We start from the raw sequence: 15397 nt of genomic DNA, 5'->3' as shown, positions 1-15397 counted from the left end.
CTGAAATCAGACCTCCTCACCCATGCGCGTGGTATCGACAAATTTTTCGGTAGCATCATCCAGCGCGCGGGTTTTGCGCCCGCCCGGCCCATGCACATACAGGTCGGAGCGGGAAATATTGTCCACCGCATCGGGCTGGATCGGCATAAGGTAACGCGCCGGGCGCTGGTGATCCGCAAGCTGCAGGGCCGGGTTGAAAACGGAATTGAACTTCCACAGCATCTTTACAAAATTCGTCTGCCCCTGCCGCAACAGGCGCACGGCTATACCCGCCGTATCTTTCAGCGCTTCCCAACCCATATGCTTGGTGTTGAGCACCTGCTGGGTCTTGACCAGTTCTTCGTAAAACTCAGGCAACGGCAGGGTTGTGGGCAACACGGCATGCTGGATATCGAACAGGCGGTAATCGCGCGTGGTCAGACGGCGCGCTTCCTTGTGCCAGATTTCCGTGCCCGGATAGGGCGTGGTTACGGAAATATTGACGATATCGGGAATTTCAAGACACCACTGGCGCACGGTTTCAAAGCGTTTTTTGTCCCATGAGGGATCAGCAATAATGTTGATTGCGACAATCAGCCCCAGAGAGCGGGCATATTCGAGCGCTTCGAAATTCTTGTCGAGCGATACACGTTTGCGGAACTGTTTCAGTCCTTCCTCATCCACCGCTTCCAGCCCGATAAAGATGTAGGAAAGGCCAATCTCGCTCCAGACCTTGAACACCTCCTTGTTGCGCAGCAGCACATCGGCGCGGGTTTCAAGGTAGTATTCCTTTTTGATACCGCGCTTCTTGATCTCGTTGGCAATGGCCATGCCGTGCTCTTCATGCACGAAGGCCACATCATCAACGATAAAGATACCCGGCTCCTTGATCTCTTCCAGTTCATCCGCAATCACCTGCGGGCTGGCCGTGCGGTAGGAGCGCCCATAGAACGTCCAGGCGGAACAGAACGTACAGTCCCACGGACAGCCACGCGCAAACTCAATAGACGCAGCGGGGTCCAGCGTGCCGATGAAATACTTGTTGCGGTGCCTGAGCAGATCGCGCGCGGGGCGGACATCATCCAGCGATTTGACAAAAACCGGCGGCGGGCCTTCGCCTTTGATCGTGACAACCCCCGGCACCTCCATAAGATCCTGCCCGTCACGCATGGCGTTGAGCAGCAGCCCGATGGTGGCATCTCCCTCGCCCTTGAGGATACAGGTCACTGTTCCTTCGGCAAGGTCGAGCACATCCTTGGCAATAAACGAGACGGAATGCCCGCCTATGATCTGCACCGTGGACGGATTACGGTAATGGACCGCCCGGCACAGATCGAGAATTTCAGGCACATTGGCCAGATAATTACCCGAGTAGCAGACCGCATCAGGCTGGAAGTCATCCATAATCTTCCAGAAATCATCATGCGTTTCCACCTGCAGGTCGATAATGCGCACATCGTGACCCGCCGCGCGGGCCGCGCCCGCCACCAGTTCCAGCCCCAGAGGCTCCAGCCTGAGGAAAACCCGTGTGTACATGAGTGCGCTCGGATGAACGGCCAGAAGTTTCATGACATCCCTCTCTGCCGGTCTGACAATGGCGCGCAGTCAGGGCTGCCCGATGTCAGGCCAAAGTTTTTTCCGTATCCGGTAGTATAGAAACGATCTGTCCGGCTTGTCGTGCCTGTCAGGCAGGCACCACCCATGCGTGTGCGACCGGCTATTAGCTGCCATGCGCCAGAGCTTTACCTGAAGCTATGCAAGCGCCCGCACCCATCGTGCGAAACTGTCCCATAAACGCAAAACGGGCGCTCCCAGCATGGCTGGAGAGCGCCCGTTTTCAAATCATCCCGCCGGGAGTTGCCCGGCAGAAAAGATCTTACGGAAGGATTTCGGTTTCCGCGAAGAAGAAGCGGATTTCGTTAGCGGCGTTTTCAGCGCTGTCGGAACCGTGAACGGAGTTTGCTTCAATGCTTTCAGCAAACTGCGCGCGGACGGTGTGGGCTTCGGCCTTCTTGGGGTCGGTCGCACCCATGACGTCGCGGTTCTTGGCAACAGCGTTCTCGCCTTCGAGCACCTGCAGCACGACGGGGCCGGAAATCATGAAGGACACCAGATCGTTGTAAAAGGGGCGTTCCTTGTGCACGGCATAGAAAGCACCAGCCTGCGCGGGGGTGAGCTGGACGCGCTTCTGCGCAACGATGCTCAGGCCCGCATCTTCGAACACGGCGTTGATCTTGCCCGTCAGGTTACGGCGGGTTGCATCGGGCTTGATAATGGAAAGCGTGCGTTCCTTGGCCATGGGCCTTACTCCTGTCTTGCTGTACGATCCGCCCTCAAAGCGGCTTTCACGCCCCCATCTAGAGCATATCGGCCAAGGCTGGTAGGTACCACACAGAATGTAATGTACGATTCCATCAAATAACGGGAACCGCGTTGAGCCTTCTTGTCATCTCCGAGCTATCCTTACGCATGGCAGGCCGCCTGCTGCTGGATAACGCCAGTCTATCCGTTGAACCGGGCCGCAAAATAGGGCTTGTCGGCCGCAACGGCGCGGGAAAGTCTACCCTGCTGGCCGCCATAGCGGGAGATATAACCCCCGATGGGGGCGAAATCCGCCTTTCCGCCCGCGCCCGTATGGCCCGCGTCAAGCAGGAAGCCCCGGCCGACCTTGGCTCCCTGCTGCAAACCGTTCTGGCAGGGGATGAGGAACGCACGGCTCTGCTGGCCGAGGCCGAACACGCGACAGACCCGCAGCGCATTGCCGAAATTCATGAGAGACTCCGCGCCATTCAGGCCGATAGCGCCCCGGCCCGCGCGGCTTCCGTGCTGGCCGGGCTCGGGTTTGACACCGAAGCGCAGGCCCGCCCCGTTTCGGACTTTTCCGGCGGGTGGCGCATGCGCGTCTCTCTGGCCACGGCTCTGTTTCTCGAACCTGACCTGTTGCTGCTCGACGAGCCCACCAACCATCTCGACCTTGAAGCAACACTCTGGCTGGAAGACTGGCTGCGCCGATTCGCCGGGGCCGCGCTGATTGTCAGCCACGACCGCGGCCTGCTCGATTCGTGCGTGGATGCCATTGCCCATCTGGACCGTGGCAAGCTGAGCCTGACACCGGGCGGCTACGAAAATTTCGTACGCATCCGCACCGAGCAAGCCCTGCAACAAGCCCGGCAGGCTGAAAAAATCGCCACCCAGCGCGCGCATATGCAGTCTTTTGTGGACCGCTTTCGCGCCAAGGCCACCAAGGCCCGGCAGGCACAGGCCCGGCTGAAAGCGCTGGAAAAGCTGCCCGTCATCGAAAGCGTGGTGGAAGACACCCCCACACGCTTCGCTTTTCCTGAACCCGAAGGCTGCCGCCGCCTATCCTGAACATGAGCCGCGCCAGCGTGGGGTATGACGGGCGGCCCATTCTGTCTGGCCTGTCACTGCGGCTGGATATGGAAGACCGCATTGCCCTGCTGGGTGCCAACGGCAACGGCAAATCCACGCTGGTCAAACTGCTGGCGGGCAGGCTGGAGCCGATCAGCGGCACGGTGGAGCGCAACCCGCGGTTGAAAGTCGGCTATTTTGCCCAGCATCAGGCCGAGGAACTCCGGCTGGATGAAAACGCCATAGACCATATGAGCCGCGCACTGCCCAAGGCCACACCGCCAGCCGTGCGCGCCCAGCTTGCCCGCTTCGGGCTGGATGTGGACCGGGCCGAAACCCCCGTGCGCGATCTGTCGGGTGGCGAAAAAGCGCGCCTGCTACTGGCGCTGGCCACGCGCGACGCCCCGCAGCTTCTGCTGCTGGACGAACCCACCAACCATCTCGACCTCGATGCGCGTGACGCGCTGATCAGGCACTCTCCGCCTTTGAAGGCGCGGTCGTACTGATTAGCCATGACCCGCATCTGGTCGAACTGGTGGCGGACCGGCTCTGGCTGGTTGCCGATGGTAAGGTGACACCCTTTGAGGCGACATGGCGGAATACCGCACATGGTTGGCCGAACGCGCCCGCGCCGCCAACAGAGGCCGCACCACCCAGCGCCCCGATGCCGACAGCGCGGCCACACAAAGCAACCGTAAGGAAGACCGGCGCGAACGCGCCGAAGCCCGCAAGGCGCAGGCTCCCTTGCGCAAGATCATCAAGGATGCGGAAACAAAACTGGCCAAGCTGGAAGAAGAGCGCGCCAAACTGGAAAGCGCACTGGCCGACCCCGCTTTGTATGCCGAAGGCAAAGCCGCCGAAGTAACAAAACTCAATACCCGTCTGGCCGCCCTGCAACGTGAGCAGGATGAAACCGAAGAGCGCTGGCTGAGCGCGCAAACCGAAATGGAAGAAGCCGCGAACAACCCCGAAACCTGAGCCTGCGCGACACAGGCCCATGACAGGCACAGACCTTGCGGGTTAGCCCTCCGGCGGATCGGAAGAGTCCGCCGGGGCTGCCAGTTCCAGCCCCGCTACGGGGCCAGAAGACAGGGCGCAGGGCCAATAAAAACAGGCCCTGCATCATACAGGGTTAACCCGCCAGAGCGGCGGCCCGGTTGTTATCGCGCCGCTCCGCTGCCAAAGACAGTACAAACAGCACAAGCCCGATCACTGACAGCACCATGCCCGCCCAGCCCGTAGCAGCGGATCCAAAACCTGCTGTCAGCACCAGACCACCCAGCCATGCCCCCAGCGCGTTCGCCAGATTAAAGGCGGCATGGTTCATGGAGGCGGCCAGAGTCTGTGCGTCCGCCGCCACGTCCATCAACCTGACCTGCATGGCTGGCCCCACCGCAATACCACCACCGAGCATGAAAACTGCCAGTGCAGTCAGCCACATATGGGTTGCCACGAGGGAAAACAGCCCAAGTGCGAGCGCATTCCACACAAACGCACCAATAGCCGTCCATTTCAGGCTCTTGTCCATCAGGTGGCCACCGGCCCATGCGCCGGTGCACATACCTACACCCCACACAGCCTGAAACAGCGGCACGCCCCATACCGGCACGCCAGTCACCTCCTGCAACGTCACCGAGAAATAGGTGTACACACAAAACATGCCACCGCAGCCCACCGCCACGGTGCCCATGACGTACCAGACCTGCTTGCGCGTAAATGCCTGAAGTTCGGAAAGGGCGGAGCGCGCCTTGTTCGGCGGGTCATAGGGCACCCATGCCATAACCATCAGGCAGCAGAGTGCTCCCACAAGCCCGATCAGCACATAAGACAGACGCCATCCGAAATAGGAGCCCGCATAAGTGGCAAAAGGTGCCCCCACCACATTGGCAATCGTCAGGCCAGAAAAAACACGCCCAACCGCGCGGCCGCGATAGCCCCTGTCCACCAGCCCGGCCGCCACAAGGGCAGCTACCCCCATGAACGCCCCATGGGGCAGACCGGTTACAAACCGCGCCAGATCAAGCATGCCCAGTGTGGCAGCCAGAGTACCCAGACAGTTGGTAACGGCAAACCAGCCCATGAGTACGGCCAGCAACGTACGCCGCGAGAGTGTCGCCCCAAAAACCGCGATAAGGGGAGCCCCCACGACCACACCCATCGCATAGGCCGAAATGGCCTCACCCGTTCTGGGAATCGTAGCCTGCACGCCCTGCGCCATCTGGGGCAGAAGCCCCATGGCGGCAAACTCACCCGTACCAATCGCGAAAGTGCCCACCGCAAGGGCAAAAATAGCCTTGGAGGCCGCCGCGAGGCTTCCTTCTTTTACACCGGACATTCCTGGTGTTTACTCCCGTTTCACAAGATTCTTTCTCGACTGCGGATACGCGGCAACAAGAATTTAGAGAAAAAATTACGATATGGCGCTACCACAAACCGTATCAGACTGCCGTTACACAGACCCGCGCCTTTCCGAAAGAGCTTTTTGCATGTCTTCAGAACACCCTTCGGGACCGTCAGAACAGGTTTCCGCTCCGTCACATGCTGCGACACCGGATGAAACGGCGCCGCACAGCGCAAGCCACGGCACGCCATCCGCCACTGCCATCGTCGGCAAACAGTAGATGCCCTGCGCATGCTGCGTATCAGCCTGAGCACCGTGGCAGCAGGCATGCTGATCTGGCTGCTAGGTGATGTGATGATGGTCATCTTTGCCTCCGTGCTGTGCGCGGTGGTGCTGCATGGCCTGTCCGCCCTGCTGGTGCGCCACCTGCGCCTTTCCTACGCATGGGCGCTGGCGCTGGTTGTGGTTGCGGTTATCAGCAGTGTGGTGCTGCTGGTGTGGAACAGCGGCCCGTCCATCGCCAACGAAGTCATGCGTCTGCAGGAAGCCCTGCGCCAGCAGGAAACCGCTCTGCGCCAGACCATGCAGAACAGCCCGACGGGCCAGCTTATTGCCAAATACCTGCCTCATCGCTGGGCAACCCACAGGGGGGTGGCGAGAGCAGTCTGGCCTCTCTCGGCTCACGTCTGGCCGGTTCCATGACCGGCATGCTTGGCTCGGCTTTCGGCGCGCTTGGCACCATTCTGGTGGTGCTGATCGCGGGGCTGTATTTTGCCATGTCTCCCAGCACCTACGCCAATGGCCTGCTGCGGCTGGTGCCGCCCCCGCGCCGCCAACACATGCGCGGCTGATGATCCGGGCCGGGCGCACCCTGTGGGCATGGGTGGCCGGGCAGTCGCTTGATATGCTTGTGGTGGGCACGCTCTCCGCTCTGGGCCTGTGGTTTATCGGGGTACCGCTCGCGCTCGCACTGGGTGTGCTGGCGGGGCTGTGCAACTTCATTCCTTATATCGGTGCTATCATGGGAGCCGTGCCTGCGCTGCTGCTCGCGCTCTCACTGGGCACGCGCGAGACTGTTATGGTCGCAGCCCTTTACGCCACCATCCAGTTTTTGGAAGGCAACGTGCTGGCCCCCGTCATCCAGCGCCACGCAGTACAGATGCCCCCGGCCCTGACCGTGCTTTCACAGACATTGTTCGGTGCAATCCTCGGCTTTCCCGGCCTTATTCTGGCCTCGCCACTCACGGCAGTCCTGCTATCCATTCTGGATGGCGTAACCCCGGCCCTGTCTGAAAAGGATCGCCTGTAGCCCTATAGGTGACAAGACAGGGTTAATACTGTACCGTTCTTCGGTTTCATGCGAAACACCGAGGAGTGTCCATGCGTGTTCTGCTTGTCGAGGATGACCAGACAGTCCGCAGGTTTATCGCCAAAAGCCTGAGCGAGACAGGTCATCTGGTCGAACAGGCGGAAGACGGCCGTCAGGCGCTACTCCATGCGGGTGCTGCGGTCTTTGATGTCATCATCCTCGACCGGGTGCTGCCTGATACACCCGAGGGTCTGCATGTCCTCACCACCCTGCGCAAAATGGGCAACACTACGCCCGTTCTGCTGCTTTCCGCCCTGTCCGATGTTGAAGACAAGGTGGCGGGCCTGAAGGCGGGTGCTGACGATTACATGACCAAGCCTTTTTCTTTCGCCGAGCTTCTGGCCCGGCTTGAAGCGCTGACACGCCGCAACCGCACCATAGCCCAGCCCGCCACCCATCTTGACGTGGGTGATCTGGCCATAGACCTGCTTTCGCGCACCGTGCACCGCGCAGGCCAGAAAATCGACCTCCAGCCCCGCGAATTCCGCCTGCTGGAATTTCTCATGCGCCATGCAGGAGAAGTCGTAACCCGCTCCATGCTGCTCGAAGGTGTATGGGATTACCATTTCGACCCCCAGACCAATGTCATAGACGTTCATATTTCCCGACTGCGGCAAAAAATAGACAAACCGTTCGAACACCCCATGCTGCAGACCGTACGTAATGCCGGTTACATGCTCGCACGCGAAAGTACGCCCCCCCTGCCATGAACCTGCCGTCATGTGCAGGCGTTATGGAGCGTGATACGCAACAGAGCGCCTGCAGACATGGCGCATGGGAGTGGCTTGATGCCCGCATTTTTCCGCCCGACCGGTTTTTATCCCTCCGCACGCCGTGCAGCCACCATTGCGCTGCCCGCTCTCTGCACGGCACCCCTGCTGCTTGCCACCACGCAGGCGCAGGCCCAGACAGCGCCCTCCGGCCCCGCCCAGACCAAGCTGACCCTACGCGCCGAAGGGCATGTGCAGACTGCCCCAGATGAGCTCACCGCGACATTCCGAGTCGAATCCCGCGACAAAAGCCCCGCCAGCGCCCAGCAGGCCGTCAACAGCCGGGTAGGCAAGGCCATGGAACAGGCCGCCAAGGTGGAGGGCGTTACCACAGCGGCACTGGAATACACGGTTTCCGAACAGCATCAGGAAAAAAGCAATACGTCGTTCTGGGTTGCCCAGCAGACCATCACCCTCAAGGCCCATGACAACAAGATTCTGCTGCCGCTGGTAGGGCAGCTTCAGGCGCAGGGGCTTATTCTCGAACAGCTCGAATGGTCCGTTTCCGAGGAACGCCGTACAGCGCTGACCCTTCAGGCTGAAACCGAAGCCGTAAAGGACCTGCAAAAACAGGCCCACACACTGGCGGAAACACTGGGCCAGCAGGTCTCGCATTTTGAGCGGGTTGATGTTTCCGCCCAACCGCTGCCCCGCCCCATGCCTGTGATGCTCATGGCCGCGCGCATGGGAGCTGATGCAGCAGAGGCACCGGTTCCTTCCAGCACGGGTGAAGCCCAGACCATACGGGCCTCCGCCACAGCCACCGTGCTTCTGGCCCCCTAAATAAAACGTACCCTACGCTGCGGGGCGCGCTACATCCCCCTGAAAGCACAAAACCCGCTTCCGACCTGAGGCCTGAAGCGGGTTTTGTAAACAGAGCGGAGCAGACCCTTTAGCGGGGTGCCAGCACCATGATCATCTGCCGGTTTTCAAGACGCGGCATCTGTTCAACCTTGGTGAGTTCGTCCGTTTCGGCGCGAATCCTCTCCAGAACCTTGATCCCCAGTTCCTGATGGGCCATTTCGCGGCCACGGAAGCGCAGCGTGACCTTGACCTTGTCACCATCGCCAATGAAGCTTTTGATCGCGCGCATCTTAACCTGGTAGTCATTTTCGTCGATATTCGGACGAACCTTGACTTCCTTGATTTCGATAACCTTCTGCTTCTTCTTGGCTTCGTTGCGCTTTTTCTGCTGTTCGTACTTGAACTTGCCGTAGTCGAGAATCTTGACGACCGGCGGCTCCGCATTGGGGCTGATTTCCAGCAGATCAAGCCCGACACCATAGGCACGCGCCAGAGCGTCACGAACGGTCATGATGCCGATCATTTCGCCGTTTTCATCAATGAGACGCACCTGCGGAACGCGAATCTCTTCGTTCACTCGCGGCCCTTCGCGGCTCGGGGGCGCGGGAAAAGGGGATCTGGCTATGGTCGGCTCCTGTTTTTTGTTACAAATTTTGGCTCAAGCCCCAAGGGGGCTTTTTCGCGGCGGTATTATGTGCGTTCCCGATTTTTTATCAAGCCGCCCATAAGAAAAACCTGTCATTGCAGCCTTGCTGCAACGACAGCCGCTTTCCTTCCTTTTACTCGGGTGTGCGCGCTACCCGCATATCCGGCGGGGTCGCTTCCGCACCCAGCATCTGCAACGCTTCAGCCAGCGTCAGGTTCTGCTGATCCTGACTGCCAAGGCGGCGCATGGCCACGGTGCCTTCCTCCGCCTCGCGGCGGCCTACGACAAGCATGACCGGCACACGGGCCAGACTGTGCTCACGCACCTTGGCGTTGATCTTGTCGTTGCGGACATCCGCCTCAGCCACCAGACCCGCATCCCGCAGGGACTGGGCCACTTTTTCGGCATAAGGTGCGGCATCGCTCACGATAGACGCCACCACCACCTGCACCGGCGCCAGCCATAGCGGGAAGCGACCGGCGTGCTGCTCGATCAGAATACCGAGGAAACGCTCGAACGAACCCAGAATGGCCCGGTGCAGCATGACAGGCCGGTGGCGGGCCGAATCCTCGCCCACATAGCTGGCGTCAAGCCGTTCGGGCAGAACGAGGTCAACCTGCAACGTGCCGCACTGCCAGTCACGGCCGATGGCGTCACGCAGCACGAATTCCAGTTTGGGCCCGTAAAACGCACCTTCGCCGGGGTTATGTTCGTACTCTACCCCCGCGACAGCACAGGCTTCTTTCAAAGCGCTTTCCGCCTTGTCCCAGACATCCTCGCTGCCCGCGCGCTGCTCCGGCCGGTCAGCAAACTTCACGCGCACATGCTCGAAGCCGAGATCGCCATAGACTTCATGCAGCATCCGCACGAAGCGCACGGTTTCATCCGCAATCTGGTCTTCCGTGCAGAAGATATGCGCATCATCCTGCGTAAAGCCACGCACGCGCATAAGCCCGTGCAGCGCGCCCGAGGGTTCGTAACGGTGGCAGGCCCCAAATTCCGCCATACGCAGCGGCAACTCACGGTAGGAACGCAGGCCATGGCGGAAAATCTGCACATGGCATGGGCAGTTCATGGGCTTGAGGGCAAGTGTCTTGTCCTCGTCCTCCACGGTCGCCACAAACATGTGGTGGCGGTATTTGTCCCAGTGGCCTGAGGCTTCCCACAGCCCACGGTCAACAAGCTGCGGGGTCCGCACTTCCTGATAGCCGTGGCGGGTCTGCACGCGCCGCATGTAATCCTGCAGCACGCTGTAAATACGCCAGCCTTGGCGTGCCAGAATACCTGCCCCACAGCTTCTTCCTGAAAATGGAACAGGCCCATTTCCCGGCCAATACGGCGATGGTCGCGCTTTTCGGCTTCCTCAAGCTGGTGCAAATGGGCGTCGAGCTCTTTCTGATCGCGCCATGCGGTGCCGTAAACGCGGGTCAGCATCGGGTTGCGATGATCACCACGCCAGTAGGCGCCAGCCACCTTCATCAGCTTGAAAGCCGTGCCAACATCCTTTGTGGTGCGCAGATGCGGCCCACGGCACAGGTCCAGCCACTCGCCCTGACGATAGATGGAAATATCTTCGCTCTCGGGCAGGTCGCGGATCAACTGCGCCTTGAAGCTTTCTCCGCGCTCTTCAAAAAAAGCGATGGCGTCATTGCGGTTCCAGACCTCGCGCACGAAGGGCTCTGCCCCCTCCACGATTTCACGCATGCGCTTTTCAATGGCGGCGAAATCATCAGGGGTGAACGGCTCGGCCCGGTAGAAATCGTAATAGAACCCGTTTTCAATGGACGGCCCAATGGTCACCTGCGTACCGGGGAACAGGTCCTGCACGGCTTCGGCCAGCACATGGGCGGCATCGTGGCGGATCAGTTCAAGGGCTTCGGGGTCTTTGCGGGTAATGAAGCGCAGAGCCGCATCATGGCGGATATCCTCACGGATATCGCACAGGCGGCCATCCACTTCCATGGCCAGTGCGGCTTTGGCCAGTCCGGGCCCGATCGCTTCCGCCACCGTCGTCCCCGTAACCGGCCCGTCAAAACTGCGAACAGAACCGTCGGGTAGGGTGATAGCGGGCATGTTGATCCAAGCTCCAGTGTGTCGATATGGCTATTCAGGCCGCAATAAGGCGGCCCTGTGCTTAATGGCGCTACCAGAGCGCGGCTGCAACCCTCTGTACCGAAAGTAACGCCATATCACGCACCCACAGCACCCGCACCTGCCCCGGCACAAGCCCCATGGGGGCGGCCAGCGCAGGGTCGCCCTTGGCACAGAACAGGGTCAGGCAGCGGCAGCCTGTCAGTGCGGCAAGATGCATCGGGCCGGTATCGTTACCCACAGCGGCCCATGCGTTGGCCGCCAGCCCCGCTACATCTGCTATGGTCGTCAGGCCTGTCAGGTCCAGTGCCGTGGGGCAGAGTGCCTGCACCCCCTGGGCCAGAGGCTTTTCGGCCATGCCCCCCACCACAACAGGGCGAATGCCCCGCTCGGCCAGAATGGTAGCCAGTTCGCCATATCGCCGCAGCGGCCAGCATTTGGCAGGATGGCCGGGCGAGGCCCCCGGCACCAGCAGCCATATGGCTGTTCAAGCCCCAGACTGGCAGGGGTCAGTCTGGCCTGTGCCAGCAGCCAGCCAATCTCCGGTTCAGGCACGCTCTCAATCCCGGCCATGCGCAACTGATCTCGCTGGCGCGCACGGGTGTGCATATCGTTACGCCACGGGTTGCCATGCGCCAGAGCCGAGCCCGGCACATGACCCGACCACCCGGCCGGTTTGCCCGCCAGCCGGAAATACCGTGCCGTGCGCCCGGATGTCTGAAGATCGTAAACCCTGTCAAACCCGCGCAGGAACTGGCGCAATGCCAGCAGACGGCCCGGCGTGGCCAGACCGGGGCGCTCATCTTCCACCACCTCATCAAACCATGGGCATGAGCGGGCGAGTTCAAGAAACGGTCTGGTGGTCAGCAGGGTAATACGTGCCTGCGGGTGCGCCTGCCGGATCGCCTGAAACGGCGCGAAGCTATGAATGAAATCACCCAGCGCACCAAGACGGATCACAAGCACATCATGCACGGGAACAGGCGTGCCCTGCCCTACCCGATGCGACGTTTGTGTCACGGCGAATCCGGGTCCGCCGCCATGACGGCCAGATCCTGCCGGGCCAGATCGGCCTCATGGCTGTCGGGGGCCAGCTCAAGCACCTGCTGCCAGTCCTGCCGGGCGCTGGCGGCATGGCCTTGCTGTTCGCTGATAATCCCGCGTTCCAGCAGGGCTTCGGGGTTGAGCGGATCAAGTGCGAGCGCGCGGCTGACATGGCCCAGAGCCGGGCCAATCTGCCCCATGCGCCGTTCTGCCGTGGCCAGCAGGACATAAGTTTGCGAAGACGCTTGCGGGACCACCGCCAGAAAACCCGTCAGCACATCCCGCGCCGCACCAGTCTGGTTCTGATCCAGCAATGCCCGTGCCAGCACGATAACCAGCCCCTGATCCTGCTTCTGGCGTGCAAGGCCATATTCCGCGCAGGCCTGAGCACGGGCGGCCTGCCCCAGCGCCAGCCATGCATCCGCTGCCTCACGCGCAAGCTGGGCCTGATCCGCGCTGGATGGCCCATCCGCATGGCCTGTTGGCAGTTTCGCCAGCGCTTCCAGATCGGTTGCGGCGGTTGCCTCATCCCCCGTTTCAAGCTGCGCTAACGCACGGCAGTGCCGGGCCTGCCAGCCGCTCCGGCATGCACGGCGTCCTGTGCGTAATCCAGCGCACCGGAGGGGTCTTCTCCCACCATTTTCATGCATGCGGCCACCGACCATGGCGGGGCCTTGACAGCACCCGCCCCATGGCCGCGCGTTGCCGCCACGGCCCACGACCCTGTGGCGAACAACGCCGTACCGGCCAGCACACCCCGCACAGGCAGGATGAGGAGAGCCGCGATATCCGAAAAGAACGACACATGGTAGTTTTCATAGCAGACACCGGCCAGCACAGGTCAAGCTGAACCCATTCCCCGCTACCCTCCGGCACACCAGACTCAGGCGCATGGTAGGCGTGCGGGCGCAAAGCATGGTAAGGGGCGAGCATGACCCAAGCCCCTGCCTCTCCCGTTATTATGCAGGTTCTCCCGGCACTTGATCAGGGCGGTGTGGAACGCGGCACGATAGAAATGGCCGAAGCCATTACCCTTGCCGGCGGGCAGGCGCTGGTTGTCAGTACCGGCGGGAGGCTGGAAAGCCGCCTGCGCCATGCGGGGGGCACGCATCTCGCCCTCCCCCGTGCCAGCAGCCGCAACCCGCTGCATATCCTGCGTAATGCCCGCGCCCTTGAGCGAATTATCCGCGCACATGATGTTGCGCTGGTTCATGCCCGCTCGCGCGCACCGGCTTGGGCGGCACGGCTGGCCTGCCGCCGGGCAGGTGTTCCGCTTGTCACCACATGGCATGGCGACCACGCAGCCCGCTTTGGCGCCAAAAAGCTCTACAACGCCGTTCTGGCCAGCGGTGACAGGGTTATTGCCATCAGCGCGCATATCGCCCGGCGACTAGCGGGGGAATACCATGTCGGTCCTGACAGGCTGCGGACCATTCCGCGTGGGGCCGATATCCGACAGTTCTCTCCCGATTCCGTCAGCGGCCAACGTGTGCATGATCTGGCCGAACAGTGGCGCGTGCCCCCTGATATTCCCGTCATCCTCATGCCCGGACGCCTGACCGCATGGAAAGGACAGGCCCTTGTGCTGCAGGCACTGGGGCAGATTGCCACAACCCGCCCCGAGCTTAGATGGTGCTGTGTGCTGATCGGCTCGGATTCACAAGGCGGCCAGTATGCCCGCACACTGGCGGAACAGGCCGCACAGGCCGGGGTGAGCGAGCATATCCGCTTTGCAGGGCATTGCGATGACATGCCCGCCGCCATGGCCATGGCCTGCATGGTACTGGCCCCTTCACTCCGGCCCGAACCCTTTGGCCGTGTGGTCGTGGAAGCACAGGCACTGGCCAAGCCCGTTATTGTTGCGCGCCATGGCGGTGCCATCGAAACCGTGCAGGACGGCGAGACCGGGCTGGCCATAACACCCGGCAACGCTACCGAACTGGCCCACGCCATTGAAACCGTGCTGGACAGCCTGAAGAGGCCCGCGCTTTCATGGGAGACAAGGCCCGACAGGCCGTGCTTGACCACTACACAACACAGGCCATGCAATACGCCACCCTGGCAGTCTATGATGAACTGCTGGGCACGGCGCTTGCCCCCCATTTTGCGGCTGCCCTTACACCGGAAACACAGCCATGACCGCTCCGGCCCCTCTGTCACCCTTCAGCCAGCCCCCCAGCCGCCTTGCCTTCATGGCCGCACCCAGCGTCGAAGCCCGGCACGAACTGGACAGGCTTGTCGCGCGCTATGGCAACCGCCACCCCGGCGAGGCCGATGTGATCGTCTGCCTCGGGGGCGACGGCTTCATGCTGGAAACATTAAGCGGCGTGCTGGAAGCCGGGCTTGAAACACCCGTTTACGGCATGAACTACGGCTCTGTCGGGTTTCTGATGAACCCCACGGACGAGGAAAATCTGCCAGAGCGCCTGTGGCATGCGCAGGCAGCCACGCTGCACCCGCTGCGCATGAACGCCACCACCGTGCGGGGTGAGCATTTCGAGGCCTTGGCCCTCAACGATGTCTATCTGTTCCGCCAGACTAGACAGGCGGCCAAGCTCCGTATCGATGTAGATGGTCTGGTGCGCCTGCCTGAACTGATCTGCGATGGTGCATTGCTGGCCACGCCCGCAGGCTCCACTGCCTATAACCTGTCCGCTCATGGGCCGATCGTGCCGCTCTCGGGCAACCTTCTGCCCCTGACCCCCATCTGCGCCTTTCGCCCCCGGCGCTGGCGCGGCGCGCTGCTGCCTTCCTCCGCTGAGGTCAGCTTTACCGTTCTGGAGCAGGACAAGCGCCCGGTGGCAGCCGTGGCCGATTCGATGGAAATTCGCGAGGTGGCGCATGTCAGCGTGCGTGAAGACCGGAGCCAGAGCGTGACGGTTCTGTTCGACCCCGGCCAGACCCTTTCCGAGCGGATCGCCAGCGAACAGTTCAATGCCTGAGCGGCAGGGCGGGCCAATGCCTGATTATTCGCAAAAGCCACG

9 protein-coding genes and 5 pseudogenes are annotated in these 15397 nt (G+C 61.5%); 6 read left to right on the top strand and 8 right to left on the bottom strand.

What is annotated here, in order from left to right; translation table 11 throughout:
• Positions 1 to 6 precede the first annotated feature (6 nt).
• Both hpnR and ndk read right to left on the bottom strand, forming a co-directional pair.
• Positions 7 to 1548, bottom strand: coding sequence for a hopanoid C-3 methylase HpnR (gene hpnR, locus JCM25143_RS05355; protein ID WP_025860287.1), 1542 nt, complete (start codon positions 1546 to 1548; stop codon positions 7 to 9).
• A 307-nt stretch (positions 1549 to 1855) separates the two neighbouring features.
• Positions 1856 to 2278, bottom strand: a complete 423-nt coding sequence (gene ndk, locus JCM25143_RS05350; RefSeq protein ID WP_025860286.1) for a nucleoside-diphosphate kinase — start codon at positions 2276 to 2278, stop codon at positions 1856 to 1858.
• Between the two features lie 134 nt (positions 2279 to 2412).
• On the opposite strand from ndk, the pseudogene JCM25143_RS17120 reads away from it, so the two are divergent.
• A pseudogene (locus tag JCM25143_RS17120) lies at positions 2413 to 4326 on the top strand (ABC-F family ATP-binding cassette domain-containing protein).
• Positions 4327 to 4480: 154 nt separating this feature from the next.
• Here the strand turns inward: JCM25143_RS17120 and JCM25143_RS05340 are convergent.
• Positions 4481 to 5683: an MFS transporter gene (locus tag JCM25143_RS05340; protein ID WP_199897830.1), complete on the bottom strand. Its 1203-nt coding sequence runs from the start codon at positions 5681 to 5683 to the stop codon at positions 4481 to 4483.
• Between the two features lie 297 nt (positions 5684 to 5980).
• On the opposite strand from JCM25143_RS05340, the pseudogene JCM25143_RS17115 reads away from it, so the two are divergent.
• The 3 genes and pseudogenes from JCM25143_RS17115 to JCM25143_RS05325 all read left to right on the top strand — a co-directional run bounded on the left by JCM25143_RS17115 (position 5981) and on the right by JCM25143_RS05325 (position 8611).
• Positions 5981 to 6998 (top strand): annotated as a pseudogene (locus JCM25143_RS17115) (AI-2E family transporter).
• A gap of 71 nt (positions 6999 to 7069) precedes the next feature.
• A complete protein-coding gene (locus JCM25143_RS05330; RefSeq protein ID WP_025860284.1) occupies positions 7070 to 7768 on the top strand; it encodes a response regulator transcription factor in 699 nt (232 codons plus the stop codon).
• Positions 7769 to 7798: 30 nt separating this feature from the next.
• On the top strand, positions 7799 to 8611 hold the full coding sequence (locus JCM25143_RS05325) for an SIMPL domain-containing protein (protein WP_148300018.1): 813 nt from the start codon (positions 7799 to 7801) through the stop codon (positions 8609 to 8611).
• A 109-nt stretch (positions 8612 to 8720) separates the two neighbouring features.
• Here JCM25143_RS05325 and infC read toward each other — a convergent pair whose 3' ends face one another.
• The 5 genes and pseudogenes from infC to JCM25143_RS21900 all read right to left on the bottom strand — a co-directional run bounded on the left by infC (position 8721) and on the right by JCM25143_RS21900 (position 13251).
• Positions 8721 to 9257, bottom strand: coding sequence for a translation initiation factor IF-3 (infC, locus tag JCM25143_RS05320; protein ID WP_035370517.1), 537 nt, complete (start codon positions 9255 to 9257; stop codon positions 8721 to 8723).
• A 154-nt stretch (positions 9258 to 9411) separates the two neighbouring features.
• A pseudogene (thrS, locus tag JCM25143_RS17110) lies at positions 9412 to 11351 on the bottom strand (threonine--tRNA ligase).
• 70 nt (positions 11352 to 11421) lie between these two features.
• Positions 11422 to 12344 (bottom strand): annotated as a pseudogene (locus tag JCM25143_RS17105) (glycosyltransferase family 9 protein).
• 41 nt (positions 12345 to 12385) lie between these two features.
• Complete coding sequence (locus JCM25143_RS17100) at positions 12386 to 13063, bottom strand: tetratricopeptide repeat protein (RefSeq protein ID WP_159101589.1); 678 nt, start codon at positions 13061 to 13063, stop codon at positions 12386 to 12388.
• Positions 12961 to 13251 (bottom strand): hypothetical protein, encoded by a 291-nt coding sequence (locus JCM25143_RS21900; protein ID WP_148300016.1) that lies wholly within the window; start codon positions 13249 to 13251, stop codon positions 12961 to 12963. Before JCM25143_RS21900 ends, JCM25143_RS17100 begins: the two co-directional genes overlap by 103 nt.
• 93 nt (positions 13252 to 13344) lie before the next feature.
• Between JCM25143_RS21900 and JCM25143_RS17095 the strand changes: the two are divergent.
• Both JCM25143_RS17095 and JCM25143_RS05295 read left to right on the top strand, forming a co-directional pair.
• Positions 13345 to 14552 (top strand): annotated as a pseudogene (locus JCM25143_RS17095) (glycosyltransferase family 4 protein).
• Positions 14549 to 15355: an NAD kinase gene (locus tag JCM25143_RS05295; protein WP_025860281.1), complete on the top strand. Its 807-nt coding sequence runs from the start codon at positions 14549 to 14551 to the stop codon at positions 15353 to 15355. The pseudogene JCM25143_RS17095 and the gene JCM25143_RS05295 overlap by 4 nt, the downstream one beginning before the upstream one ends.
• Positions 15356 to 15397 lie beyond the last annotated feature (42 nt).

This window comes from Acetobacter papayae JCM 25143, from assembly GCF_000613285.1.
GTDB lineage: Bacteria > Pseudomonadota > Alphaproteobacteria > Acetobacterales > Acetobacteraceae > Acetobacter > Acetobacter papayae.
Note: the sequence above shows the minus strand (reverse complement) of the source record. Positions and strands in the feature narration are given on the sequence as shown.

Coding starts and splice junctions, on each gene's coding strand:
- hpnR (WP_025860287.1), bottom strand. CDS start 1,548: ATGAAACTTCTGGCCGTTCATCCGAGCGCACTCATGTACACACGGGTT.
- ndk (WP_025860286.1), bottom strand. CDS start 2,278: ATGGCCAAGGAACGCACGCTTTCCATTATCAAGCCCGATGCAACCCGC.
- JCM25143_RS05340 (WP_199897830.1), bottom strand. CDS start 5,683: ATGTCCGGTGTAAAAGAAGGAAGCCTCGCGGCGGCCTCCAAGGCTATT.
- JCM25143_RS05330 (WP_025860284.1), top strand. CDS start 7,070: ATGCGTGTTCTGCTTGTCGAGGATGACCAGACAGTCCGCAGGTTTATC.
- JCM25143_RS17100 (WP_159101589.1), bottom strand. CDS start 13,063: ATGCATGAAAATGGTGGGAGAAGACCCCTCCGGTGCGCTGGATTACGC.
- JCM25143_RS05295 (WP_025860281.1), top strand. CDS start 14,549: ATGACCGCTCCGGCCCCTCTGTCACCCTTCAGCCAGCCCCCCAGCCGC.